Raw genomic sequence first — 24483 nt, 5'->3', positions numbered from 1 at the left:
AATCTCTCCCCGAAGCTTTGGGGAGGGGATACAAAGTGTAGCTTTGGCTCTTTGGGGTTCTTATTTTTGATTTATGCAAGAGGTTTTACATCTCTACAAGGGTTCTGGATAAAGCATATTTAAATTTTGGAGATGTCTAAAGCTTATTCACTTAGTAATAGACAAAACCCAATCGCCTAAAAGTTGGTTTACTCTATCGGGTAGTTCATCATGGGGACAATGACCTGCTGTTAAGAAATGTTCTGTGAGTTCAGGATAATATTGACGAAATTTTTGGGAGCGTTCTCTAGTATTCATCCAAGGGTCAGCTTCTCCCCACAACATCAACAGAGGACAAGTTAATTGCTTTAGTAGCACATTAACTTTTTCCCCTTGAGGAGTGCTAAAGACTGACACAAATACATCCATTGCACCAGGATCGTAAGCAGGACGAGAAATTTCTTCTACCAATTGGTCTGTAATTGCACTCTTATCAAGATAAACTTTTTCTAGAGTTTGGCGAATCACCCAAGGTTGTCGCACGTATTGAAATAACAGAAACTGGGCTAAAGGTTGTTGAAGAATCCACTTAGTACCGTCACCGAGAAGTTTCTGGAAAGTAGCGGGTTGTATGTCCACCTCAATTTCTGATTGTAAAGCTTCAGGCTCAGATGTAGGCTGACTTTCGCTAAAAGGGCCGGCACTATTGAGCAGAACTAAACCAGCCGCACTGTCAGGACGTTGTGCTGCAACACACAAGGCAGCATAGCCACCAAGGGAATTACCCGCCAATACTGCTTTTTGACCAATTACTTCACTGATAAAATCATGAAGTTGGTCACGCCACAAGTCGCCACTATACTGCAATTTCGGTTTTGCCGATCGCCCAAATCCCAAAAGGTCGATCGCAAATACTTCAAAATCTTCACACAATCCTGTGATATTCTTGCGCCAGTGGTCTGTAGAAGCACCAAATCCATGTACCAAAAGCAAGGGCGGACGTTGCGATTGTTTTTCTCCCGCACACACGTAATAAACGTTGTGCCCTCGCCATTGCCAATATTTACCAGGAGTTGCGGTTGTAGAGGGGGCTGTAGTTGCCTGCATAATCAAAAGAAATGTTAAGTAGCTTTTAATAATTGTAGGCTAGTGGGGAGTGGGGAGTGGGGAGTGGGGAGTGGGGAGTGGGGAGTGGGGGAGATGAGGGGGATAAGGGGAATAAGGGGAATAACTCATGACAAATGACAAATGACAAATGACAAATAACAAATAACAAATGACAAATGAAAGATTGATTACAGGCAAAACTAAACTACTAGGAGTCATTGGACATCCGGTGGAACATTCACGATCGCCAGTGATGCATAATGCAGCAATCGCTCATTTAGGGTTAGATTACGTTTATCTTCCCTTTCCTATCGAACCACAGAATCTAGAAATAGCGATCGCAGGTTTTGCGGCTATTGGTGTTGTCGGTTTTAATGTGACAATACCTCATAAACAGGCTATCATACCTCTGCTCTCAGAAATTACACCTCTGGCTCAAGCTATCGGAGCAGTGAATACTGTTAGTCGCCAAAATAATAAATGGGTGGGGACAAACACAGATATAGAAGGATTTCTCGCCCCTTTGCAGACAACCTATAAGCAGGATTGGAGTCAGAAAGTAGCGGTAATTTTGGGTAATGGTGGTGCGGCTAGAGCAGTTGTCGCCGGTTGTCATCAACTAGGTTTTGCCAAAATTTATGTGTTGGGGCGCAATGTGGAGAAATTACAAGCATTTTGCGATAGTTGGAATAATTCACCCATAGAAGAGAATTTGCAAGTCGGGACATGGGATGAACTCGCAAAATTGATTCCTCAAGCAGATTTGCTAGTAAACACAACCCCTATCGGGATGTATCCCAAGGTTGATGAGTCGCCTTTGAGTGTAGAGGAAATAGCGAATTTACCAACGGGTGCGATCGCTTACGATTTAATATATATTCCTAAACGGACGCAATTTCTAGAGCAAGCAGAAAAACAAGGTGCAATTGCGATCGATGGATTAGAAATGCTAGTTCAACAAGGAGTAGCAGCCTTAAAAATTTGGTTGCAGCCGGAAACTATACCTGTAGAAGTGATGCGCCAAGCGTTGAGAGAGGATTTGGGCTTAGATTGATGGAGAAATAATTTCCTTGAGTCAATACCTAGCAATCCCAAAACCAACTCACATCTAACCATTTGTTGAAAACTTTTTTACATCCTACTAAATAAGGAGCGATTGCCGAGCCGTTATTTGGAACGGATACGAGTTAGAAAGAAAGGCAATCTCTAAAGGTCATCAAGCTCTTATAACCCACGCAGGTGGGAAAAGCATCATGTAGACGCGGTTTATAACCACCGATTTAACGTTCAATTGACACTACAGCACCGTTTATTTATCTGAAAATAGCTGTAACTATTGCCAACCTTAGCATTGGCGGATAGATTGTACTTCTTTGGAATCGTTATTACCGCACTTTAATTTATGTTTGCTAAACCCAAAATACTTTTATCATGGCTTGCATTATTACTCAGTTTTGCAAGTCTATTTCTTAGTTCTTGGATTATTCTTCCGGCTCCAAATATGTTTTTACTTACCTTAGCAGTGGGAGCGCCAGAAATCAGTCCTTGGTTATTATTATTAAACTTACTCTGTTTATTACTTTCTTTTTTCTATATCCCCCGCCGTAAATTACAGCGTTTAGCTTGCATTTTCAGTTTAATCGGATTGCTAATTTGTGGATGGGTGCTAGTGAATATCCCACTAACTCAAATAGAAATGGCTAAAGCGATGAACCAAGAATTGGGAGCAAATTATCTAGAGCAAATTCCAGTCCAAGTAAAGGCTAAGATGCAAACCCATCCCTTTAACTTAGTTAATTTCTTTCGCGGTATTCCATTAGGTAAAACGCGTCATCAAAAAGATATTCTCTTTGCTTCTCCTGCGGGAGTGCCTTTAAAAATGGAAGTTTACCAACCCTCAGAGGTAGGGAAATATCCAACAGTGGTAGTAATTTATGGTGGAGCTTGGCAATATGGCAATTCTCATGCCAATTCCGAGTTTAATCAATATATTGCTAATCAAGGATATACAGTATTTGCGATCGACTATCGACACGCACCAAAATATCGGTTTCCAGCTCAGTTAGATGACGTGCGTACAGCCCTAAATTTTATTCGCAAACATGCAGCCGAATATGAAGCTGATCCTGAACGTATGGTACTTTTAGGACGTTCTGCGGGAGCGCATTTAGCAATGTTAGCGGCTTATCAACCGGATGCACCACGGATTCGTGGTGTGGTGAACTATTATGGGCCTGTTAACTTAACTGAAGGATACAAAACACCGCCAAATCCCGATCCTATCAACACCCGCGCTATTTTAAAAGCATTTATTGGTGGTTCTTTAGAAGAATTGCCTAATCAGTATCAAATTGCTTCACCGATAAATTACCTAACGCACCCTTTACCGCCAACTTTATTAATTTACGGCAGTCGTGACCATTTGGTAGAAGCGCGATTTGGCAGACAGATGTACGAACATTTACATGACTCTGGTAATACTGCTGTTTTCCTCGAAATTCCTTGGGCAGAACACGCTTTTGATGCCGTTTTCAACGGTGTGAGCAATCAATTAGCGGTGTATCATACGGAAAGGTTTTTGGCTTGGGCATTGTTCCGGCAATAATTTTATTAAGATACACTTAAATTTCAAAACGTAGACAAAGTTCCTGAATCGCTTTATTATGCCGTATCTGTTAAAAATATTTCAATATCTACTTTTGAGGCCAGCGCCAATTGTAGCGATTCCATTCGTATATGCCTTGAATTTCATACTCAGCGCCATTGAAGAAGCGGACGACGCAATTAGTAGAGGAATCATCGCGTAGGCGTAGCCCGTCGTAGATATCGCTAATTTCCTCAACCTGAATCACCATACAGGGAAACCATTCGCGCTTACAAGGCCCATCTTCTTGCACCCATTCCCATAGTGCATTGGAAACTTCAATGCGATCGCCTACTCTTAGCTTTAGTGCATCCTCAAAATAAGAATACTTATCAAAATGATATGACTCAACACGATTCAACCACTGTAAACCATAGCGTTGGCGAATGAATTGTACTGTTCCAGAGTCATTTTCCAGCAGCCAGTCGTTGAGTAATTGCACTTTCCAAGTGCGGTTGCGTTGTTCTTCATCCTTAACAAATTGTAAAAATGCTTCTAACTCCTCTGCGGTAAGTTCGTCTAAGGGATTAGCAATATTTGATGCCCCAGAGGGAGAATTTCCCTGAATTTGCTCGACGACTTGCAGCAATATCTGTTTCTGCGTGTCAGTGAGAGGACAGCTTGCTACATCACAATCATTAAAGGCTGCAAGCATAGCTGCTTCAATCTCATCTGGAGTCATAAGTTAATAGCAATTGAGGGTTTATTTCCCTAATTATTACAAAAGTTAAATTAAAGTCTCCAATCTCCCTGTAGCTAAATTCAGGTAAGCTGAGGTTATAAGTTACATATTATTGAATTAAGTAACGGGGTCTTTTATGCGGTTGCGCTCACTCACGGTCTTTTTTATTTCCTGTCTCATCACCTTTTTCTCGTGGGTGAGTATTCCTCCTGCTGTAGCGTTGACACAGATTAAACTATTTGATGTATCTTATAAAGATTGTCCACCAGAACTCGCACAAGGGGCTGTTACCAGTAGTGGTAGCGCAGCTGCCAATTGTTTTATTGTCATTGGCAAAGCCGAAAATGGCACTAATAAAACAGTTTACGACGCAGATATTTTTGGACGCATCTATGATGCCAACAATGACTCGGTGATGCAAAACCGCACTCGCTTAGGTTCTATTGCCCAGGTGCCACCAGGGATTAGCGATTTTGAATTAAGAATTTCTGTACCTGCGAATCAGCCTACTCCGTTGAAGCTAAAGCAGTTCAAGGCTGCCGGATTTAGCGGTCAAGTCCGGCGTTAATAGATACTGTTAAAAAGTCTGGACTTAATTAGCCCAGACCTAAAATTCTTTAATTAGACTTATCCACAAATAAACCTCAAAATAGCTGAAACCCTTACATAGCTGGCTTTTTAGCTTATATAAAACAGGAACCTCTAAAACCCTCTCCAGAGCTAGGTTTCAGCCAAATAAAGTTCTCATTTCCGGATAAGTCTATTGAACATCGAGGGATATGCAAATTCTGTGTTGTTAGACGGCTTGCAGACCACCACCTACTAATTGAAGCAGTATAATAGCTAACATTGGAGAAAAATCCATACCGCCTAATGGGGGAATGATTGAGCGGAACAAATTCAAATAAGGGTCGGTTATCTGGCTCAAAGCGGCAAATGGTTGGTTGTACCAGTTGATATTGGGGAACCAGGTCAATAAAACCCGAATAATTAGCAAAACAGTATAAATCTGGATGAAAGTAGCCAGAGTGTTAATCAGAAGGTACATGGATTTGTTGGTTTCCTACTTAAGTGTCAAACACGGTCTTATCTTTTAATTTTAATTTAGTCCATGTCATAGTGTCTGCGGATTCCACATTTACCACCTTTGACACTTTCACCACGCCTAAACAAACCTTAGAAGTCTTTATTGAGGGAGCGATCATTGCTTTTTTCGGGTGAACCGCCATTGACATTTCCCAGTTGCTTCCGCACTTCATCAATTGTGGTATTTAGCTGGGCAATTTTATCTTCTAGCGATCGCCTAGCCGTTTCTATGCCGATACTCTCACTTTCTGAGGCTTTCATCTGACGTCGCTTTGCTGCTATTTTCTTAGCTTCGGCTTGGCTATCGGTCAGTTCTGTCTCCTCCTCTGCTAGCAATTGGGGATCGCGTCGAGAAGCAATCAGTGCCCCGATAACACCGCCAAATACGCCACCAACAAACGCTCCGGCTAAAAAACCACTGCCAAAACCATCTCGCTGACTCATATCTTTACCGCCTTCAACAAACTTTGCAACTTTTATAGTAGTTATGCTATCTTGCTGCCCTAGCTGCATACTAGCTTAAGTCCCAAAGATGCGATCGCCTGCATCTCCCAATCCCGGTACAATATACCCCTTGCTGTTCAGTTTTTCGTCAATAGTTGCCGTGTAAATTATTAAACCTGGATAAGCTGCACTTAGTTTTTGCAAAGCTGGTGGAGCCGCCACTACACAAACAATCCGCATTAGGGCTGGATCACTACCCCGTTGTGTCAATTCTGCCATTGCCGCCATGATCGACCCTCCTGTTGCCAACATTGGATCGGTAATTAACACTCGTGTTTGGGGGTCAAATTTTTCTGGTAACTTGTTCAAATAACAATGAGGTTGCAGTGTCTCTTCGTCTCGTGCCAAGCCCAAATGATAAATCGATGCTAAAGGTAATAAAGTCTGCGCTCCCTCAAGTAATCCTAGTCCAGCCCGCAGAATCGGTACTACTGCTATAGGCACTTGCGGATCAATCACCGTTGCTGGACAGATATCCAAGGGACTCTGCACCGCTATTTCTTGGGTCGGCAACCAGTCTCGCACAGCTTCATAAGTCAGCCATCTTCCCAACTCAGTCATCGCACTACGAAATAATACTGAAGGTGTGCCTGCATCACGGGCAACTGCCAGCCAGTGTTTGATCAGAGGATGGGGTGGAACATAAACGCGCAATTGTAGCGTCATAGGCAGAAATAGGCGCTTTTTTATTGTATAAGAACTGAAACACCATAATACTCTTTCCTGCATCCGGCTGACAGCTAAAAATTAACCCTCTTAATTTTATTGATAAACTTTTTCATTAGTAGTTGACATTTATTATCAATCAAGGCTATATTCTTATACAGTGTTCTCCTCTCTTTTAAGGATCGGCAGACGGGATTAGCCAGCAGCAGCAGGCTCGTCCCTCTTTTTTGTGATTAGGGCATTGGGCATTGGGCATGGGGCATGGGGCATGGGGCATTGGGGATGGTGCATGGGGCATGGGGCATGGGGCATGGGGCATTGGGGATTAGTAAATAAAATATTGGTTGACTCTAGACAAGGAACAAATGACAAATGACTAATGACTAATGACTAATGACTAATGACAAAAGACAAAAATGCAAGATATTGATGCGATCATGATTGGGTCTGGGATTGGCGGATTAGTTACAGCGACCCAGTTAGCGGCGAAGGGAGCGAAAGTGCTGGTACTGGAACGTTATTTGATTCCAGGTGGTAGCGCTGGTTATTTTGAACGCCAAGGCTATCGATTTGATGTTGGCGCATCAATGATTTTTGGGCTGGGACAAAACGGTACTACCAACTTACTTACTCGTGCATTATCAGCTGTAAATGTCAGCCAAGAAGCGATCGCAGATCCAGTGCAGATTCACTATCATCTACCCCAAGGTTTAGACCTGAAGGTTGATCGGGTTTATAAAAAATTTTTGCAAAATCTTACTGCTTATTTTCCCCATGAAGAACAGGGGATTCGTCGCTTTTATGACGAATGCCAAAAAGTATTCAAGTGTCTCAACAGCATGGATTTGCTGTCGCTAGAAGAACCTCGGTATCTACTGCGAGTGTTTTTTCAGCATCCTTTGGCGTGTCTCGGTTTAGTTAAGTATCTGCCTCAAAATGCCGGGGACGTGGCGCGACGCTACATCAAAGACCCGCAATTATTGAAATTTATCGATATGGAATGTTATTGCTGGTCGGTGGTTCCATCAGAGATGACACCAATGATTAATGCTGGGATGGTCTTTTCTGACAGGCATTATGGCGGAGTTAACTATCCTAAAGGCGGGGTAGGACAAATTGCCCAAAAACTGGTGGAAGGTCTAGAGAAGGCTGGAGGTAAGATTCAGTACCAAGCTAGAGTCACGAAAATTCTCACAGAACAGGGAAAAGCGGTAGGTGTGCAACTGGCTAATGGTAAAGTATATCGGGGGAAACGCATAGTTTCTAATGCTACACGCTGGGATACATTTGAACAATTACTACCAGCAGAAGGTATGCCAGATAATGAGAAAAAATGGCAACAAAATTATCAAAAATCTCCCAGCTTCTTGAGTTTGCATATCGGGGTAAAGGAGTCAGTTTTACCTGCGGGGACAGAGTGCCATCATATTTTGCTGGAAGATTGGGAAAAGATGACAGCAGCAGAAGGCACAATTTTTGTTTCGATTCCCACATTGCTTGACCCAGATTTAGCACCAAGTGGATATCAGATCATTCATGCCTTCACGGCTGACTGGATTGATGATTGGCAAGAACTTTCTGTGAGTGAGTACGAAGCAAAGAAAGAAGAGGCGGCTTGGCGAATTATTGACCGCCTAGAAAAGATTTTTCCCGGCTTAGATGCTGGATTGGATTATTTAGAAGTAGGGACACCACGCACCCATCGCCGCTTTTTGGGTCGTGAGGATGGCACATACGGGCCAATTCCCCGGCGCAAGTTGTGGGGATTATTGAAGATGCCCTTTAATCGCACAGCTATTCCAGGACTTTATTGTGTAGGGGATAGTACCTTTCCGGGTCAAGGGTTGAATGCAGTCGCTTTTTCTGGGTTTGCTTGCGCCCACCGTATTGCCGTAGATTTAGGATTGTGATTACGGGAATAGCCTACCCAAAAAGCCTAGTAAGCGGATAGCCAAATCTATGTTTACCTGAGTTTTACGTGCAGTGTCAATTTCCTCTAATATTTTCTGCATCTGTGCCAGATTTTGTTGATTGATTCCGATAATACTAACATTTATAATCGCTGCTCTTACCTTATTGAGAGTAACTTGGCATTCACTAACTGCTAACTTAAACTTGTTTACTTCCTCCCAGTTTTTTTGGTGTTGTACGTTGATAAGTTCAAACTGAAGCTGAAACAAAATATCTCGTAATGTTTCTTCTATATTATTGAGTTGTTTTAAGTCTATTTGATTACCAGGAACTTCTTGAAGCTGAAAAATTATTTCTGCAAAAGTATCTAAAATCTTATCGTTGGTCATGATTTATATATTGAGTTAAGTTGTGAACATTATTCATGACTAGTTGCGTCCTAAAATTATTGACATAATTGAGAGTTTGGTGGTTGTTGCACCTGTCTGTTTCTGAGATATATTTCTTTCATAAATTCTTTCAAAACTTTATCTTTATTAACTTCTTTTTCAAGAGTGTTAATCTTTGTGAGCGCTGAACTGTAGTCGTTACCAGTGAAGCTGGTAGCTACCCCGACAATCTGAGTAACTCTAGCAGCAATAACTTCAAAATTAAGATTAGGGTAGTCATCAATAAGTGCTGAGAGTTTTCGACCGGTGTCAGCTGCTGCCAAAAGTTTAGAGATAGATTCATTCAAACTTTGTTGTTCAGAAAAATTAACTTTTCGCCAATCATTTATTTGTTCAATAACTTGACGCCTAATTTCTTCTCCTTCTGGTTGTGAGGATATATTTAAATTTCTATACTGTTCAGCGAGATGCTTTAGTTTGAAACTGATGATTACCCGTTCCCAATCCCTTGGTCTTGGTGGTCTTTCCTGAATTATTTTGGCTAAAAGTAGCATTTTTACTGTTAAACATCTTGCTGGCTGGGCAGTTTGAGCAACTATCCTTTTACTTTCATAATCAATTGTTTCAAGATTGTTAAATACATCGACTGCTGTATCATATTCTGCTTTCAAAGCATCAAGTGTTTGATCAACATCCGATGACTGGGTATTTTGCTGATTTTCTCCAGTGATAATTCTATTTACTTCTCCAGGAACTCCAAATTGAATACTGGTATCAGTTAGTAATTGATCAACAAGTAAATTATCATCTATAGGTAGATTATTCAGTTGATAAATTTGCTTCACCGATGTAATAGCATCAGCCGCTTGATCACGAAAATTCTCGGCAGTTACTCGCAGCATTGCTCTTTTTTGAGGAGTACAACCACTGATGCTGAAACTGATAGTACAGGCTACTATACAAAATTTCCATAGGCTGAATTTCTGGATATGGGAAACTTTCATAAACATACTTAGCTGTGTCCAGATATAGTTAATATTTATTTGCCAACATTAAACATCTCCGAAAAAGAATGTAGAGACGCGAAATTTCGCGTCTCTACAAGGGTTCTAGATAACGCATATTTAATTTCACCAGATGTCTATTAGATAATCCAGTATAGAAATGATTAAAAAGTTAGCTGCGTCTGAATTAAATCTTTTTTGCCAATAAGCTGGAATTTTTAGAGATACTACTCACTAACCGTAGAGTATTACGGAATACTCATATACTGATTAAGCTAAACACTTATAACAGATGCTTTTTTGTATAAACGAATAATTTACAAAACTTTTCATAATTGTGCTTTAATGATGAGCGGCTTTTATTTTTCAAGAATCTTCCTCACACACAAAACGATCATCGATGCTGCTCACACACAAAGAAAATATTCTAAAATTTAGCTGGCTTCTACCCAGTTTCTTAAGTTTGTTCCTGTTTGGCTCCACTGTCAAAGCTACTGCGATCGCTAATTGGCATTTTGATAGCAATCGCAATCATCTGGACTTCACCACAGATGAGAATGTTCAACCGAAAGTGGAACTAGTTACCAACCCGACTCGTCTAGTAATTGATTTGCCTGGAGTTACATTAGGATATCCACAAACTAGTCAACGGGTGGGGTTAGTAATTCAAGAGATTCGCATCGAGCAGTTTAACGCAGAGACTACCCGCATGGTAGTTACTTTAGCACCTGGTTACACCTTCGACTTAGCACAGGTAAAGCTGCAAGAGGAATCCCATAATCATTGGTCTGTGCAGTTACCCAAGCCAGTACCACTGACTGTAACCCAGCCGAAATATCTGGAAATAATTCCGACTCAATCGAGTATTTCTCCAACAGTGAGTGATAATAGCACTCTGTTTGCTGGCGTGGTTCCCATGCATTTACCGATGAAAGTGCTGGAACCTCAAATTAAAGCCTTGATGAGTCGCTATAGTTTTTTGAAAACAGGAATGTTTTTCCTGGATTTGGATACTGGGGATTATTTGGATATTGGAGGCGATCGCGTTTTCCCAGCTGCAAGTACAATCAAACTGCCAATTCTCATCGCTTTTTTCCAGGATTTAGATGCTGGTAAAGTCACCCTTCAGGAAATATTGACCATGCGGCGTGACTTAGTTACCAATGGTTCTGGAACCATGCAGTATGAGCGAGTTGGTAAAAAGTACACCGCTTTGGAAACCGTCACCAAGATGGTTACTATCAGTGACAATACCGCCACTAACATGATTATTGATCGCTTGGGTGGAGCGGCGAAACTAAATCAGCGTTTCCGTACTTGGGGACTGAAAGACACAGTAATTCGCCATCTTTTAGCTGACTTGAGAGGAACCAACACCACAAGTTCTGAAGATATGGCGCGGGTGCTGGCTTTAGTTGTGAATAACAAGCTAGTTTCGTTGCAGAGTCGAGAACAAGTCTTAGATATTCTGCGTCACACCACAATTCGCACACTGCTTCCCGCCGGTTTAGGGAAAGGTGCAGTCATCGCCAACAAAACCGGAGATATCGGCTTTGTTATTGGCGACGCGGGATTTATTACTATGCCCAATGGTAAGCGCTACTTGGCCGCCATCTTCGTCACACGTCCCTATAAGGACAGCAGGGGGAGAGACTTTATTCGTCAAGTTTCCCAGCTTGTTTACAATTACCTGAATCAGCTAAACCCTGTTGCTGCGGTTAATTCGTCTGACAGTGTGACCAGATAAAAGACGCGATGTGTTGTCTCGTTCCGAGTCAGAGGCTCTTAACGAGGTTTTAAAAGGCTTTGGGCTTAAGTTGACACCTATGCACATCTGTGTAAACCTACGGTAATTAGATAATTGTGATTTTATTGGCTGCTCTAGTAGCTTTTTCCCTAGCTTCTTGGACATTATCACCCTTCGCCAAAGCTACGCCCATTCGCCGATATGGATGAGCATTAGGTTTACCAAATAATCTAATATCTACATCTTTTTCAGACAAAGCATCGGCTATACCATCAAAAGCAATAGAATCAGATTTTTCTGAAGCTAAAATAACGGCACTAGCTGATGCTCCTAGCTGTTCTATATGAGGAATTGGCAAATCTAAAATAGCTCTTAAATGTAGTTCAAATTCATTGAGGTTTTGTGAGATTAATGTCACCATTCCCGTATCGTGGGGTCTGGGAGAAAGTTCGGAAAAAATTACTTCATCTTTGGTAATGAAAAACTCAACCCCAAAAATTCCGGCTCCTCCTAAAGCATCAGTGACTTTTATGGCTATTTCTCTTGCTCTTAATATCTTATCTTCAGAAATTAGTGCGGGTTGCCACGATTCTTGATAATCGCCTCGTTCTTGGCGATGACCAATAGGAGAACAGAAAATTGTCGGTGCATTCCACTGTTTAATTGTCAATAAAGTTATCTCTATTTCAAAGTTAATAAATTCTTCGACGATCACCTTTTGACTGTCTCCTCTAGAATTAGCGATCGCATAATTCCAAGCCTTATCAACTTCACTCTTGTTCTGCACTACAGACTGACCTTTACCAGAGGATGACATCACAGGTTTAACAACATTAACAAACCCAATTTCATTAGAAACGGCAATCAATTCTTCTAGAGTTGTTGCATAACCATATTTAGCCGTTCTGATGCCCAATTCTTGATGTGCTAGTTCCCGAATTCTATCGCGGTTCATTGTGTAGTTCGTAGCAGCCGCAGTTGGTATAACTGTAATCCCTCGCTGTTCAAATTCTAAGAGTTTTTCTGTTCTGATTGCTTCAATTTCTGGTATAATAATATCTGGCTGATGTTTTGTCACTACAGCTTCTAAATCATCAGCACTGAGCATAGAAATAACTTCAGAAACATCAGCAACTTGCATCGCCGGAGCATTGGCGTAACGGTCAACAGCAATCACATAATTACCAAGACGTTGAGCAGCGATCGCAAATTCTTTGCCTAGTTCTCCTGAACCCAGCAACATCAATTTTTGGGGCAACTTAATACTCATTAACTTATCCAGGACAATTTCAATTCAATAATTTTATAATTTTTTGTGTTTTAATTACCATCTTCTCAAGAATTAAAGCCTCGGCTTTGCTCGGCTTTAACAGTGAGCGTTGGCGCAGGTCTCGCAGAGAAGCCTAACTGTTAAATCTAGCTCCGCGTAGTTCTAAATCTTGACGTTGCAGATGATTTAAACCAGTACCTATGCCAAGCTGACAGTTATCTACTAGAGTTTCTAACCAAATAGTCTCGTTAAGAGTTGCATCTCGTAAATCTGCATTTCTCAAGTCGGCTTTTGTCAAATTTGCAAATAAGAGGTCTGCATTGACTAAACTACTACCTTGTAGATTTGCTTCTGATAAATTTCCTCGAATGAAGTTTACGCCATCTAAAATTAAACCGGATAAATCTGCTCCTATAAGATTAGGAAACTTTAGCTGACTTGGATATTTAAAAAACCGCATTATACAAATGATATTTGCTTCATTTAATCGCATTTTAGTTAAAAAATCATAACGAGCTATGCCCACTTGCTTAAGAATTTGCAGACGCTGTTGCGGACTTTGTTCTAAAAACTGGATAGCTGTATAGCGTCGGTCTTGAGTAGAGAGATTTAGCATAATTGTTAGATAATCGTGATATTTGTCTCGATTAAAAATTTAACCGTTAATTTGGGCAAATAATAGATAAAATAACGTGAGTTCGATGAACCTCTCCCGGACAGCCTCCCTCTGGGAAACGGAAAGGGAGGAGCAACGAAAAATTCAGCTTTTTGCTCCCCTCTCCGCGTCGGAGAGGGGCTGCTTTTGAGAGGTCAAATAAAACTTGTCGAACTCACGTTAATATAGCAGTCCTAAATTATTTGTGAAAAACAAGAACCCCGACTTCTCAAAGAAGTCGGGGTTCTAACGTGTATCAATAACTACTTACCTAACGTCCTGCTAATAATGCTTTCGTAGCAGATTCCCCTACTAATCTCACGCGCCTTGTCAACTGGAAATTTAACAACGCTAGAACACTCAACTCAGCTAGGAATGCTATAAAAATTGTTGTCGCCCCAGAGTATTCTATAGCTGCCCAAGGAAAAGTTGAAAATAACCAGATAGTAGGATATTTCGATGAGGAAATATCGAGAAATTGTAGAATCATCGGTGGTAGGAACATTGCAGCACCCAAAGTCCCAATTGCCCAGAAAAAACGTTTGGCAGTTTTCAGCAAAAGTATCAATTGGGCGACGGTAGCGTAAATCATCATTAAGCTGATAGACAAAGCTATAGCTAAAAGTACTTTAAACCTTTCAATATCGTTACTCAGCCAAGTTTGGCCATCGTTCGCATCAAAAACAGATGTAAGTGAAACCCAAACTAGCCAGGGGATAGTAACAATTGTCAGATTAATTGCGATCGCCACGAGTGCAGGGCTTTTTTCAGCCGAAACTAGATCCTGCCATAAATTTTTGCGGCTAGAAACTCCCTGATGTCGATATCTTGCCCAATCTTGTACATCTTGACGCTGAGGGGAAAGAACCACAATTAAACTTAAAATCAACACCAAGTTGTACACTGCCAGTAAAACGAGATTTCCCTCAACACGTTCATCCCATCTTTGATTATTTAAACCAATTTGTACGCTAAACCCCCACATCATTAACTGGCAAAACGCTACTAGTAGATAACTTTGTTCTTTGCTAATTATTGAGGCTTGAGGATTACGGAAGCAACGTTTAAGAGCTTGCAAGATCCCGTAACTGCACAATCCAAAGTTCAGCAAGTGGAAACCAACAACACTAACAATACTTGTCCCTAATGGTAAATAGAAAAACTGCCAGTTTGTTAGGGGAGAACCATCGGATAGATGGAATAAGTTAGGAAATAGATAATTTGTTACATCCCAAGGGCTAAAGAGTCTAAACCAAGCATTTGAATTGTTTAAAGTGGTGTTAGACGATGCCAGCACCATTGTCATGAACAAAAAAAGTAAAACTAGACCACTACCCAACCAAGGCTGAAAACCGCTAAACGAACGACTAAATAAGCCTAATAGTAGTGCAGCACTGTAGAAGAAAATACAGCTAGCGCCAAGAATCGCGTAGTAACTCAAAATGTAACTAAAGGCAATTTCGGCAGAAAGCCCAGCCCACAAATGCAAAGGAACTGCTACTAAGAGGATGAGATAAATTAAACTCGGAACTCCTAGTAACTTACCAGTCAATATACTTGTTTCTGATTGGGGACTGAGACGGATGAAATTCAGCGTACCGCGAGTTTCTTCTTTGGCTAAATCGTTGATTAGTAAATAAGTTCCTGCAACTAATAGTGTAAATACAAAAATTACACTCAACGTTAGAAATATATATTCCCAATGGTTTTGCCACCACAATTGCCAATCAATTTGATTTTGGGGACAAAAATTATTTGAGCGTAAATCATTGAAGTCAGCAATTCTAGACTGATCTAATTGCTGCAAAACGTGGTTCTGTAGCTGTTCATATACTTGAGTCGAACGACAGTATGTGCCATCTAGTGAGTATCTATCATCAGGAAACTCCCGTAACTGATATAAAAAAACTACCAGTTGTAGTAGTAAGGAAGTTGCAACTGCGATCGCAACATTAAAAAATTTCAGGCGTCCTTTGAGTTCCCGGAATAGTTGCGGATTCCAATCGCCGATTTTGTCTATTAAATTGAGCATCATAAGAAAAAATTCTCCAAAAATGGGGAGTGATATTTATTGACGTATCAAGATGCTTGTTTGTGACCTAATTTTAGGAAAATACTTTCTAAGTCTTCTTGCGTGCAGTGAAAATCAGTCAAAGGAATGCCTGCTTTAATCAGCGATCGCAATAACTCAGCACTATCTTCATCTTTGCCGGAAAAATTCACCCGCACGCTGTTTTTTCCTGGTATTACCTCCCACTCTTCTACTAAAGGATGATGTTTTAGTTCGCTCAAAAGTGTCTCTAGGTTTCCCAGAGTTGATAACACAATTTGCTGGTGGGAAAGACGTTGATAAAGTTGCTGTAGGGAAGTACTTTCTACCAAAAAGCCAAGTTCCATAATTCCCACAGAAGTACAGAGTTCCGCTAAATCACTGAGAACGTGAGAAGATATGATTACAGTCATCCCAGCTTCTCGCAAAGCTTTGATGATTTCGCGAAAGTGCATCCTAGCAATGGGGTCAAGCCCAGAAACAGGCTCATCTAGTAGTAGTAAAATCGGTTCGTGGATAATCGTTCGCGCTAAACTTAAGCGCTGTTTCATCCCCCGCGACAGAGTAGAAATCTGACTATTGCGTTTATTACCAAGTTGGATTAGTTCTAAAACTTCATGTAAGCGTTGAGTGCGACGTGGTTCTCGCAAACGATACAGACGTGCAAAATAATCTAGGTAATCCCAGACTGTCAGATCCTCATATAGCGGGTAGTCATCGGGTAAGTAGCCAAGACGACGCTTCAGTTTGGGGTTACTCTTGTCACGGAGTAGGCGATCGCCATTAATATAAATCTCACCTGTAGTTGGTTCCTCAGCAGTCGCCAACATTCGGATGAGAGTTGTTTTACCCGCGCCATTCGGCCCAATCAATCCATATACTTCCCCCGCCTGGATTTCTAAATCAACATCATTGACAGCAACGTGCCTGTCAAATTGCTTAGTTAGTCCACGGGTGCAAATTGCTAATTCTTTTACCATCGCTGCTGGGGTGCGGACTGTAATTAACACTTAACCTAGCCTTTTCTAAAGCTTTTGTCAGGCTGGTTTCAGAAATTGAAACTGGCTTTCAGAAAATTGGCGACTTGAAGAAGAAGTCAACCCCTTCGGGGAATTCAAAATTCAAAATTCAAAATTAATAATCCCTATAAATCAATTTAGCGCAAAGTCTGAGCGGAGGTTTCCTCCGTTGGCACAGCCCGCCGCAGGCATCAGAACTTTGTAAGAGAGGGGCTTGTACCCTTTTCGTTTTCGGTCAGAATTCACAAGTCAGAATCAAGACGTTAGCGAGTCTTGAAAACCACTAAAGAAAGCATATTTAGTGAGGATGCAAAAACGCCGTTTATTCAGACACTCTCTACCAGACGCTGCGCTATCCGCCACTTGTACGGAATTCATGCTGAATTCTGACGACTGACGCCTTTATTCTGTTTTGATAAATATATTGCTGTCTAACTTTCAAGTGACTCTAATGGGACAAACCATTACTCAAGTTGATGCTTTTACCAATACACCTTTCGCAGGTAATCCTGCTGCTGTCTGTCTTTTGCCCACCGCTGAAGACGAACGCTGGATGCAGAACGTAGCGCAGGAGATGAATTTATCTGAAACGGCTTTTTTAGTTAGACAGGATGATGGCTTTAATCTGCGTTGGTTTACGCCCACGGTGGAAGTGCCGCTTTGTGGTCATGCAACTTTAGCTAGTGCCCATGTACTTTGGTCAGAGGGGCATCTGTCAGCTAATGAAGTTGCACGTTTCTACACCAAAAGTGGAGTGCTGATTGCTAAGTTGCAAGGTGAGTGGATTGAGTTAGATTTTCCTGTAAATCACTCACAAGTAACGATCGCTCCTCCAGAACTTAATGCGGCTTTGGGTGTACCATACAAATCTGTCTTGCAGAATTCACTAGGTTATTTAGTGGAATTGGAATCGGAAGACTTGGTGCGGCAAATCCAGCCTAATTTTCAACTACTAAAAACGTTGCCTGTTTCTGATGTTATAGTTACCAGCATTACGCACTCTGATGCAAATTATGATTTTATCTCTCGCTTCTTTGCACCAGGAGTAGGTATTAATGAAGACCCCGTGACTGGGGCTGCCCATTGTTGTCTTGCTGCGTTCTGGCGCGATCGCTTGCACAAAGATGAGTTTTTGGCTTATCAAGCATCGAGTCGCGGTGGGGTGGTAAAAGTACGTTATACAGGAGGCGATCGCGTCTTTCTCGGCGGACAAGCGGTAACTGTGATGCGAGGTGAGTTAATTACCGCATAAACCTAATATTCTAAATCAATTGCATCCGGCAAAAACTCAGCATCAAGAACTTGGGGAACGAGATATCTCTAAATGCTGCTTCTATAGAACTGATATTTGATTTTTGAAATATACGTAGGGTGCGTTACGCCAAAGGCTAACGCACCACCTCTGATTCCAGGTGCGTTACGCTACGCGATAACACACCCTACATATACTTAAATTTTTTCACAAATCAAATCGGATTGCTATAGACTAACTTTCACGTTAAGTTGACATTTCTCTGCTTGTATGAAACCACCCTGCCCTTCCCTAGTCGGGAAGGGGGCTGCGGGGTTAGGTTTTTGATTACTGAATCGATGCTCTAGAGAAGTGGCGTGGAAAATACTAACAATTGACTCTACTTAATTTTTGTCAGCCAATACAATGTTATTGCAAATCGATACAATGTTATTGTCAGCTAATACAATGCCATTGCAAGAGGTTTGGTTAAGATAGCACGGCAATACAAAGATTAAACTGCAAGAGCGCATATATTAAACTGCAAGAGCGCATACTTTTGCAAAGAAGCAACTGCCACAATATTTAAACAAACCTATATTTTAATTTCAAAAATGTCTGCTAAACACACAAATAGAAGAAGTCCTATCCAATCTCGTGACTGGCCAATTGAGCAATTACCTGGACTGAGCCAAGAAGAACAATCTCAACTGCAAAATTGTGGGATTACTAGCACAGTAGAGCTAATCAAACAAGGAAAAACTCTAGAGGAAAAAGTAGCGTTAGCCAATAAACTACAGATTCATCTTCAGTATGTAAATAAATGGATAGCTTTGGCTGACTTGGCGCGTATTCCCAGTGTAGGGACACAATATTGTGGTTTATTGCTTCATGCCGGTATTGGTTCTGTAGCACAGTTAGCTCAAACTCCCACTCACAGATTGCACCAACAAATTATGCGCTTGCAGGTAGCAACAATGCAGCGACGAGATTTGTGTCCAGCAATTGAACTAGTACAACAGTGGAGTCAGCAAGCGCAAGCAATCATTAGTTAAGAGTTAGGAGTTAGGAGTTAAGAGTTAGGAGTTAGGAGTTAGGAGTTTGGAGTTTGGAGTTAAGGTTCAGAACTTATGATTGTTCACTCTTTGGCTAAGACTCCATTCAGGAAGATATCAGCGAGTCCTTCTGCCATTTGCTGCATTTCTTGGGGGGAAGCGTCAGGTTCAATGAGAGTATTGTTAGAAAAACCTGCGATCGCAAACATTCCTAAGAAAACTTTCGCAACCAACTTGGTATCCATTTGACGATAAATGCCTTTATCTATCGCTGTTTGAAAGAATGCTTCGCCCACATCGGTCATTTTGGTAATCACTTCTAATTGAATGCGATCGCGCAAATCGGGGTGAAACTGCACTTCCATAAAACAAACACGCATCACATCGGCATTTTTTTGGAAATTCCACATCCGGCGGCGCATTACTTGAGCTATGGCTTTATAGCTACCCATTTCACTTAATTCTGTCAGTAAATCTGTGAGAATCTCCACCCAACCACTCGTGGCGACTTCCACCAAAATTGCTTTTTTATTGGGAAAATAACGAAATAGAGTGCCTTCAGCTACACCGGCTGCCTGTGCTAAATCGTGGGTGGTAGTGCCGTCAAATCCCTGAGAAGCAAACAAGCGTTGTGCTGCCTGTAAAATCCGCGTGCGTGTCTGAGCCTCTGAAGACGGAGAAGAATTAAAAACTCGCATAATAGTTATGGTTAAATATCCGCAACACGAGTTGTAGCATAATTGTCTTACGTCAAGTAGAAAAAACCCAGAAAACTTAATACAAGATTAAGGCTCTTTTACTAAGTGTTCTGTTTTTTAGGTAGTGTAACTTTATCTTAATTTTTGCTTATGAACCAGATCAGTCGGTCAATTCTGGACTTTCCTGCAGAACGCTATGCGAACGCTCAGTCGAAGGATTTGAAATTTGGGATTTTGGATTGGTCAGATCAAGTATCTGTCACATTGCGGCGGTTGTTTGTCACTTTGTTAACTTTGATTATCCTTTGGTGCGGATTGCTGCCACAAATTGCTCTGGCTCAAACTCCACCAGTTGAAAGTTCGATCCAACCTTATCTGGATCGAGTAATCAAGCAGTTAACGGAATTTCGCCTCGACAATGGTCTAAAATTCATCGTCTTGGAACGACATCAAGCGCCTGTGGTTTCTTTTCTTACCTATGCAGATGTCGGTGGTGTGGATGAGTCAGATGGCAAAACTGGTGTAGCTCACTTTCTGGAGCATTTGGCGTTTAAAGGTACAACCCGCATTGGTACAAAAGACTACAAAGCAGAAAAACCCCTGCTTGAAACCTTAGAACGATTGGATGCTGAAATTAAAACAGCGAAAACCGATGGCAAAAAAGATGAGGTTGCTCGGTTAGAAACTGAGTTCAAGCAAGTGGAATTGCAAGCAGGTAAGCTAGTCAAACAAAACGAATTAGGGCAAATTGTTGAACAAGCGGGAGGCGTGGGTTTAAATGCCAATACTTCAACCGAAGCCACCCGTTATCTATACAGCTTTCCTGCTAATAAACTGGAACTTTGGATGTCGTTGGAGTCGGAGCGATTTCTCGATCCGGTAATTCGTCGTGAGTTTTATAAAGAGAAAGATGTAATTTTAGAAGAACGACGGATGCGGGTAGAGAATTCACCCATTGGACTGATGGTGGAGAAATTTATCGATACTGCTTACAAAGTCCATCCCTACAAGCGTCCAGTGATTGGTTATGACCAAGATATTCGCAATCTGACACCGGAAGATGTCCAAAAGTTTTTTGATACTCACTACGTACCAAGTAATTTAGCGATCGCCATTGTCGGAGATGTCAACGCAGCTAAGGTGAAAAAACTGGCACAAACTTATTTTGGCCGCTATCAAGCAAAAACGAAAGCTGTTGAGCAAATCCCGGTGGAACCCCCACAACAACAAACACGAGAAGTTACTTTACAGTTACCTTCTCAACCCTGGTATTTAGAAGGTTATCATCGTCCGGCAATTACCCATCCAGATAATGCAGTCTATGAAATCATTGGCAGTTTATTAAGTGATGGGCGCACGTCGCGGCTGTATAAGTCTTTGGTAGAAAAGCAGCGTTTGGCGCTAAATGCTCAAGGTTATAGTGGATTTCCTGGAGATAAATACCCAAACCTGATATTTTTCTATGCTCTGACGGCTCCTGGTCATACAGTTGATGAATTGGCGGTGGCTTTGCGCCAAGAAATTGACAAATTAAAAACTGAGCCTGTAGCGGCGGCTGATTTGCAACGGCTGAAAACCCAAGCACGGGCGGGTTTGTTACGTATCCTCGATTCAAATATGGGGATGGCTCAACAATTGTTGGAATATGAGGTGAAAACTGGCTCTTGGCGGAATTTGTTTAAGCAGTTGGATAAGATTTCGGCGGTGACGACGGCTGATATTCAACGGGTGGCAAAGGAGACATTTACGCCGGAAAATCGCACGATTGGTAAGCTGTTGTCGAAACAAGGATGAGACAAACGAACCGCAAAGGGCGCAAAGGGCGCAAAGGGCGCAAAGGAAGAGAGATATGCAGAGGTTCAAGGTGAAGGGTAAAAGGCAGATAGTGTTCAAAATCCAAAATCTAAAATCTAAAATCAAAAATGGGAAGGGGTTGATTTATGCTTTGGTTACTGTTTTTACGTGTTTACTTTTAACTTGTAATTTTTCTCTGGCGGCGACGGCTGAAGCAAAGCATTACACGGAGTTGCAGTTGCCACCGTTACCTGAGATTAAGTTACCCAAGTATGAGCGGTTTGTGCTCCAAAACGGCTTGGTTGTCTATTTAATGGAGGATCACGAGTTACCGTTGGTGAATGGGACGGCGTTTGTGCGAACAGGAAATCGCTTGGAATCACAACAGAAAGTTGGTTTAGCCGGTTTTACAGGGGCGGTGATGCGAACTGGGGGAACTAAGAAACATTCGCCTGATCAACTCAACGAGATATTGGAACAACGGGCGGCGGCTGTGGAAACTAGTATTGGTGAAGCTTCTGGTCATGCTAGCTTTGACGCACTCAGTGAAGATTTAGAAACGGTGTTTGGGCTGTTTGCTGAGGTGCTGCGATCGCCAGTATTTCCTCAAGAAAAGCTAGACTTGGCTAAGACACAAGCTAAGGGTGGCATTGCCCGTCGCAATGACAGTCCAGATGGGATTGCTCGTCGAGAATTTAAGAAACTGATCTATGGGAAAGATAGCCCCTATGCTCGCACGATCGAGTATGCAACGGTGGATCAGGTTTCTCGTGAAGATTTGCTCAATTTCTATCAGCAATATTTTTACCCCAATAATATGATTTTGGGGATTGTCGGGGATTTTGATGCGAAGAAAATGCGATCGCTTGTTCAAGCTAAGTTGGGCGACTGGAACCGCAACTCAAATATTGCTAAACCCAAATTACCAAATGTTTTGCCAGCTAATACAGGCGGAGTCTTTTTTGTCAATCAGCCACAACTAACGCAAAGTAGTGTGCTTCTCGGCCATTTAGGTGGACGGTTTGACAATCCCGATTATGCAGCGCTGGATGTATTGAATGGGGTGTTAAATGGATTTGGTGGACGCTTATTTAATGAATTGCGATCGCGTCAAGGTTTAGCTTACTCTGTCTATGGCCAGTGGAGTCCCCGCTACGATTATCCTGGGATATTTATTGCTGGTGGAGAAACGCGATCGGATGCTACCGTGCAGTTTATCAAAGCCTTACAAGCTGAAATTAAGCGCATCCAAACTCAAAGAGTAACAGCAAAAGAACTGGCTTATGCCAAAGAGTCTACACTCAACTCCTTTGTATTCAACTTTCAAGACCCCAACCAAACTTTATCACGGTTGATCCGATACGAATATTACGGCTATCCTGCTGATTTTCTGTTTCGCTATCAAAAAGCCGTCGCCGCCACCACGGCTGCTGATGTGCAACGGGTAGCACGAAAATACCTCAAGCCAGAAAAGCTCGTGACTTTAGTCGTGGGGAATCAAACCGCCATTCAACCGCCATTGACGCAGCTAGCAGCACAGGTGACACCAATAGATGTAACGATTCCTGGTTCGCAGCCACAGGTGAAGAATTAATCGCGTCGATAGGTAGACACTCAATATACCTCTTGCAAAAGTCCCTAACACCCCACCCCTTGCTAAGGGGAGGGGCTGGGGGTGGGGTTCTTATTTTTGATTTATGCAAGAAGTCTAATATACAAATAAAATCGCAAGAATCAGATCCCCGACTTCTTAGAGAAGTCGGGGATCTCGGCGTTCAAATAATTTCCTTCACTATCGGGAAATAACTGAGGACAAATTGTAGTAACCAATAGAAACTAAATCAGGAACCAAAACCTCTGGGAACTCCAGAGGTTTTTTCTTCATTCTCAGGACTTACGCCACAACAGCCGGACTTGCTACCTTCTCCAGTCTTTGGGAAGGCGGACGCATTCCTAAACCAAGTAAATTCAGCATTTCTCGATCAGTATCGTAATCTGGACAGGGAGTTGTCACCGTTAACATCTTGTTGTCGTCGCTAGAAAAGATCGAATTGGCTCCTGCCATAAAGCAGAAAGCTTGTTCAACTTGAGAAAGTCTAGCCCTACCGGCACTAAGACGCACATCGGAAGCTGGCATTAAAATCCTGGCTGTGGCAATCATCCGCACAATATCCCAAATGGGGACATCAGGCTGATTTTCTAAGGGTGTGCCTGGTACTTGTGAAAGAATATTAATCGGCACAGACTCTGGATGCGGATGTAAGTTTGCCAGAGTTTGTAACATCCCAACCCGGTCATCGACAGTTTCGCCCAAACCCAGGATACCGCCAGAACATACAGTAACATTTGTCTGACGGACATTTTCAATTGTGTTCAAGCGATCGCTATACGTCCTCGTGGTAATAATTGTGCTGTAATATTCCTGTGAGGTATCTAAGTTATGGTTGTAGGCGTAAAGTCCGGCTTCTGCCAATTTCCTAGCCTGATTTGCCGTCAACATACCCAGAGTGCAGCACACTTCTAAACCCATTGCGGTTACATCCTTGACCATTTCCAGGACTTCCTCAAATTGTGAGTTATCCCGCACTTGGCGCCAAGCAGCACCCATGCAGATGCGACTAACACCAGTTTCTTTTGCTTTCTGGGCGATGTTAACTACCGTTTCCTTTTCTAGGAGTGCTTGCGCCTTTACCTCTGTTTTATAGCGGGAAGATTGGGCACAGTAGCTACAATCTTCTGGACAACCTCCCGTTTTAATCGATATGAGCTTACAAACTTGTATTTTTGTTGGGTCATGATATTGGCGATGCACGCTAGCAGCTTGATAAATAAGCTCTAGCAATGGCGTGTTGTATATCGCCCGAATCTCTAATTCCTGCCAATCGTAGCGTATTCCCACCACATCACTATCCTTCTTGTAGACTGGGTTAAATCTTGAGCTGTCTTTTGGTTGAATCTCCTGCGGTACAGCGTTTGGGCAAAGCGATTTTAT

23 protein-coding genes are annotated in these 24483 nt (G+C 42.0%); 9 read left to right on the top strand and 14 right to left on the bottom strand.

Annotated features, from left to right (window positions below; translation table 11 throughout):
- Window positions 1-147: 147 nt before the first annotated feature.
- Window positions 148-1086, bottom strand: a complete 939-nt coding sequence (locus PUQ00_RS13510; RefSeq protein ID WP_300417082.1) for an alpha/beta fold hydrolase — start codon at window positions 1084-1086, stop codon at window positions 148-150.
- Between the two features lie 169 nt (window positions 1087-1255).
- Here PUQ00_RS13510 and PUQ00_RS13505 point away from each other — a divergent pair, with 169 nt between their 5' ends.
- Window positions 1256-2140, top strand: a complete 885-nt coding sequence (locus PUQ00_RS13505) for a shikimate dehydrogenase (RefSeq protein WP_300417080.1) — start codon at window positions 1256-1258, stop codon at window positions 2138-2140.
- Window positions 2141-2488: 348 nt separating this feature from the next.
- Window positions 2489-3691: an alpha/beta hydrolase gene (locus tag PUQ00_RS13500; protein ID WP_300417078.1), complete on the top strand. Its 1203-nt coding sequence runs from the start codon at window positions 2489-2491 to the stop codon at window positions 3689-3691.
- A gap of 88 nt (window positions 3692-3779) precedes the next feature.
- On the opposite strand, the gene PUQ00_RS13495 is transcribed toward PUQ00_RS13500, so the two are convergent.
- A complete protein-coding gene (locus PUQ00_RS13495; protein ID WP_300417077.1) occupies window positions 3780-4412 on the bottom strand; it encodes a hypothetical protein in 633 nt (210 codons plus the stop codon).
- Window positions 4413-4548: 136 nt separating this feature from the next.
- Here PUQ00_RS13495 and PUQ00_RS13490 point away from each other — a divergent pair, with 136 nt between their 5' ends.
- Window positions 4549-4980, top strand: a complete 432-nt coding sequence (locus tag PUQ00_RS13490) for a biotin carboxylase (RefSeq protein ID WP_300417076.1) — start codon at window positions 4549-4551, stop codon at window positions 4978-4980.
- 228 nt (window positions 4981-5208) lie between these two features.
- Here PUQ00_RS13490 and PUQ00_RS13485 read toward each other — a convergent pair whose 3' ends face one another.
- The 4 genes from PUQ00_RS13485 to PUQ00_RS13470 form a co-directional block, all read right to left on the bottom strand.
- Window positions 5209-5460 carry a YggT family protein gene (locus PUQ00_RS13485; protein ID WP_300417074.1) on the bottom strand — a complete coding sequence of 84 codons (252 nt, stop codon included), beginning with the start codon at window positions 5458-5460 and terminating at the stop codon, window positions 5209-5211.
- A 128-nt stretch (window positions 5461-5588) separates the two neighbouring features.
- Window positions 5589-5942 (bottom strand): hypothetical protein, encoded by a 354-nt coding sequence (locus PUQ00_RS13480; RefSeq protein WP_300417101.1) that lies wholly within the window; start codon window positions 5940-5942, stop codon window positions 5589-5591.
- A gap of 75 nt (window positions 5943-6017) precedes the next feature.
- A complete protein-coding gene (upp, locus tag PUQ00_RS13475; protein WP_300417072.1) occupies window positions 6018-6668 on the bottom strand; it encodes a uracil phosphoribosyltransferase in 651 nt (216 codons plus the stop codon).
- Window positions 6669-6863: 195 nt separating this feature from the next.
- Window positions 6864-7040: a hypothetical protein gene (locus PUQ00_RS13470; protein WP_300417070.1), complete on the bottom strand. Its 177-nt coding sequence runs from the start codon at window positions 7038-7040 to the stop codon at window positions 6864-6866.
- Between the two features lie 44 nt (window positions 7041-7084).
- Here PUQ00_RS13470 and crtH point away from each other — a divergent pair, with 44 nt between their 5' ends.
- A complete protein-coding gene (crtH, locus tag PUQ00_RS13465; protein WP_300417068.1) occupies window positions 7085-8578 on the top strand; it encodes a carotenoid isomerase in 1494 nt (497 codons plus the stop codon).
- Here the strand turns inward: crtH and PUQ00_RS13460 are convergent, their stop codons facing one another.
- Window positions 8579-8968, bottom strand: coding sequence for a hypothetical protein (locus PUQ00_RS13460; protein ID WP_300417066.1), 390 nt, complete (start codon window positions 8966-8968; stop codon window positions 8579-8581). It lies immediately after the preceding gene.
- Between the two features lie 56 nt (window positions 8969-9024).
- Window positions 9025-9972, bottom strand: a complete 948-nt coding sequence (locus tag PUQ00_RS13455) for a hypothetical protein (RefSeq protein WP_300417064.1) — start codon at window positions 9970-9972, stop codon at window positions 9025-9027.
- 400 nt (window positions 9973-10372) lie between these two features.
- Between PUQ00_RS13455 and PUQ00_RS13450 the strand changes: the two genes are divergently transcribed.
- Complete coding sequence (locus tag PUQ00_RS13450; RefSeq protein ID WP_300417062.1) at window positions 10373-11719, top strand: serine hydrolase; 1347 nt, start codon at window positions 10373-10375, stop codon at window positions 11717-11719.
- Between the two features lie 106 nt (window positions 11720-11825).
- Here the strand turns inward: PUQ00_RS13450 and purT are convergent, their stop codons facing one another.
- The 4 genes from purT to PUQ00_RS13430 form a co-directional block, all read right to left on the bottom strand.
- Entirely contained in the window at window positions 11826-12989 is a 1164-nt protein-coding gene (gene purT, locus PUQ00_RS13445; RefSeq protein ID WP_300417060.1) for a formate-dependent phosphoribosylglycinamide formyltransferase, read from the bottom strand.
- Window positions 12990-13122: 133 nt separating this feature from the next.
- Window positions 13123-13605: a pentapeptide repeat-containing protein gene (locus tag PUQ00_RS13440; protein ID WP_300417058.1), complete on the bottom strand. Its 483-nt coding sequence runs from the start codon at window positions 13603-13605 to the stop codon at window positions 13123-13125.
- Between the two features lie 310 nt (window positions 13606-13915).
- Window positions 13916-15679, bottom strand: coding sequence for an ABC transporter permease subunit (locus PUQ00_RS13435; protein WP_300417056.1), 1764 nt, complete (start codon window positions 15677-15679; stop codon window positions 13916-13918).
- Window positions 15680-15723: 44 nt separating this feature from the next.
- Window positions 15724-16674 (bottom strand): ABC transporter ATP-binding protein, encoded by a 951-nt coding sequence (locus tag PUQ00_RS13430; RefSeq protein WP_300417098.1) that lies wholly within the window; start codon window positions 16672-16674, stop codon window positions 15724-15726.
- 490 nt (window positions 16675-17164) lie between these two features.
- Here PUQ00_RS13430 and PUQ00_RS13425 point away from each other — a divergent pair, with 490 nt between their 5' ends.
- Both PUQ00_RS13425 and PUQ00_RS13420 read left to right on the top strand, forming a co-directional pair.
- Complete coding sequence (locus PUQ00_RS13425) at window positions 17165-17965, top strand: PhzF family phenazine biosynthesis protein (protein WP_300417054.1); 801 nt, start codon at window positions 17165-17167, stop codon at window positions 17963-17965.
- 593 nt (window positions 17966-18558) lie between these two features.
- On the top strand, window positions 18559-18999 hold the full coding sequence (locus tag PUQ00_RS13420; RefSeq protein ID WP_300417052.1) for a DUF4332 domain-containing protein: 441 nt from the start codon (window positions 18559-18561) through the stop codon (window positions 18997-18999).
- A gap of 83 nt (window positions 19000-19082) precedes the next feature.
- Here PUQ00_RS13420 and PUQ00_RS13415 read toward each other — a convergent pair whose 3' ends face one another.
- A complete protein-coding gene (locus PUQ00_RS13415; protein ID WP_300417050.1) occupies window positions 19083-19697 on the bottom strand; it encodes a TetR/AcrR family transcriptional regulator in 615 nt (204 codons plus the stop codon).
- 150 nt (window positions 19698-19847) lie between these two features.
- Here PUQ00_RS13415 and PUQ00_RS13410 point away from each other — a divergent pair, with 150 nt between their 5' ends.
- Complete coding sequence (locus PUQ00_RS13410; protein WP_300417048.1) at window positions 19848-21491, top strand: pitrilysin family protein; 1644 nt, start codon at window positions 19848-19850, stop codon at window positions 21489-21491.
- Window positions 21492-21546: 55 nt separating this feature from the next.
- A complete protein-coding gene (locus tag PUQ00_RS13405) occupies window positions 21547-23085 on the top strand; it encodes a pitrilysin family protein (RefSeq protein WP_300417046.1) in 1539 nt (512 codons plus the stop codon).
- Window positions 23086-23385: 300 nt separating this feature from the next.
- Here PUQ00_RS13405 and bioB read toward each other — a convergent pair whose 3' ends face one another.
- Window positions 23386-24393 (bottom strand): biotin synthase BioB, encoded by a 1008-nt coding sequence (gene bioB, locus PUQ00_RS13400; protein WP_300417044.1) that lies wholly within the window; start codon window positions 24391-24393, stop codon window positions 23386-23388.
- Between the last annotated feature and the right edge of the window lie 90 nt (window positions 24394-24483).

The organism is Nostoc sp. S13 (genome assembly GCF_029379315.1).
Lineage (GTDB): Bacteria > Cyanobacteriota > Cyanobacteriia > Cyanobacteriales > Nostocaceae > Nostoc.
This window is presented reverse-complemented; position numbering and strand designations above follow the sequence as displayed.

Bases quoted from the DNA above. Each gene is read 5' to 3' on its own strand.
- PUQ00_RS13510 (WP_300417082.1), bottom strand. From the start codon at position 1,086: ATGCAGGCAACTACAGCCCCCTCTACAACCGCAACTCCTGGTAAATAT.
- PUQ00_RS13490 (WP_300417076.1), top strand. From the start codon at position 4,549: ATGCGGTTGCGCTCACTCACGGTCTTTTTTATTTCCTGTCTCATCACC.
- upp (WP_300417072.1), bottom strand. From the start codon at position 6,668: ATGACGCTACAATTGCGCGTTTATGTTCCACCCCATCCTCTGATCAAA.
- PUQ00_RS13495 (WP_300417077.1), bottom strand. From the start codon at position 4,412: ATGACTCCAGATGAGATTGAAGCAGCTATGCTTGCAGCCTTTAATGAT.
- PUQ00_RS13480 (WP_300417101.1), bottom strand. From the start codon at position 5,942: ATGAGTCAGCGAGATGGTTTTGGCAGTGGTTTTTTAGCCGGAGCGTTT.
- PUQ00_RS13435 (WP_300417056.1), bottom strand. From the start codon at position 15,679: ATGATGCTCAATTTAATAGACAAAATCGGCGATTGGAATCCGCAACTA.
- PUQ00_RS13455 (WP_300417064.1), bottom strand. From the start codon at position 9,972: ATGAAAGTTTCCCATATCCAGAAATTCAGCCTATGGAAATTTTGTATA.
- PUQ00_RS13500 (WP_300417078.1), top strand. From the start codon at position 2,489: ATGTTTGCTAAACCCAAAATACTTTTATCATGGCTTGCATTATTACTC.
- PUQ00_RS13405 (WP_300417046.1), top strand. From the start codon at position 21,547: ATGCAGAGGTTCAAGGTGAAGGGTAAAAGGCAGATAGTGTTCAAAATC.
- PUQ00_RS13460 (WP_300417066.1), bottom strand. From the start codon at position 8,968: ATGACCAACGATAAGATTTTAGATACTTTTGCAGAAATAATTTTTCAG.
- PUQ00_RS13485 (WP_300417074.1), bottom strand. From the start codon at position 5,460: ATGTACCTTCTGATTAACACTCTGGCTACTTTCATCCAGATTTATACT.
- PUQ00_RS13440 (WP_300417058.1), bottom strand. From the start codon at position 13,605: ATGCTAAATCTCTCTACTCAAGACCGACGCTATACAGCTATCCAGTTT.
- PUQ00_RS13450 (WP_300417062.1), top strand. From the start codon at position 10,373: ATGCTGCTCACACACAAAGAAAATATTCTAAAATTTAGCTGGCTTCTA.
- purT (WP_300417060.1), bottom strand. From the start codon at position 12,989: ATGAGTATTAAGTTGCCCCAAAAATTGATGTTGCTGGGTTCAGGAGAA.
- PUQ00_RS13430 (WP_300417098.1), bottom strand. From the start codon at position 16,674: ATGGTAAAAGAATTAGCAATTTGCACCCGTGGACTAACTAAGCAATTT.
- PUQ00_RS13410 (WP_300417048.1), top strand. From the start codon at position 19,848: ATGAACCAGATCAGTCGGTCAATTCTGGACTTTCCTGCAGAACGCTAT.
- PUQ00_RS13420 (WP_300417052.1), top strand. From the start codon at position 18,559: ATGTCTGCTAAACACACAAATAGAAGAAGTCCTATCCAATCTCGTGAC.
- PUQ00_RS13505 (WP_300417080.1), top strand. From the start codon at position 1,256: ATGACAAATGAAAGATTGATTACAGGCAAAACTAAACTACTAGGAGTC.
- PUQ00_RS13415 (WP_300417050.1), bottom strand. From the start codon at position 19,697: ATGCGAGTTTTTAATTCTTCTCCGTCTTCAGAGGCTCAGACACGCACG.
- PUQ00_RS13425 (WP_300417054.1), top strand. From the start codon at position 17,165: ATGGGACAAACCATTACTCAAGTTGATGCTTTTACCAATACACCTTTC.
- crtH (WP_300417068.1), top strand. From the start codon at position 7,085: ATGCAAGATATTGATGCGATCATGATTGGGTCTGGGATTGGCGGATTA.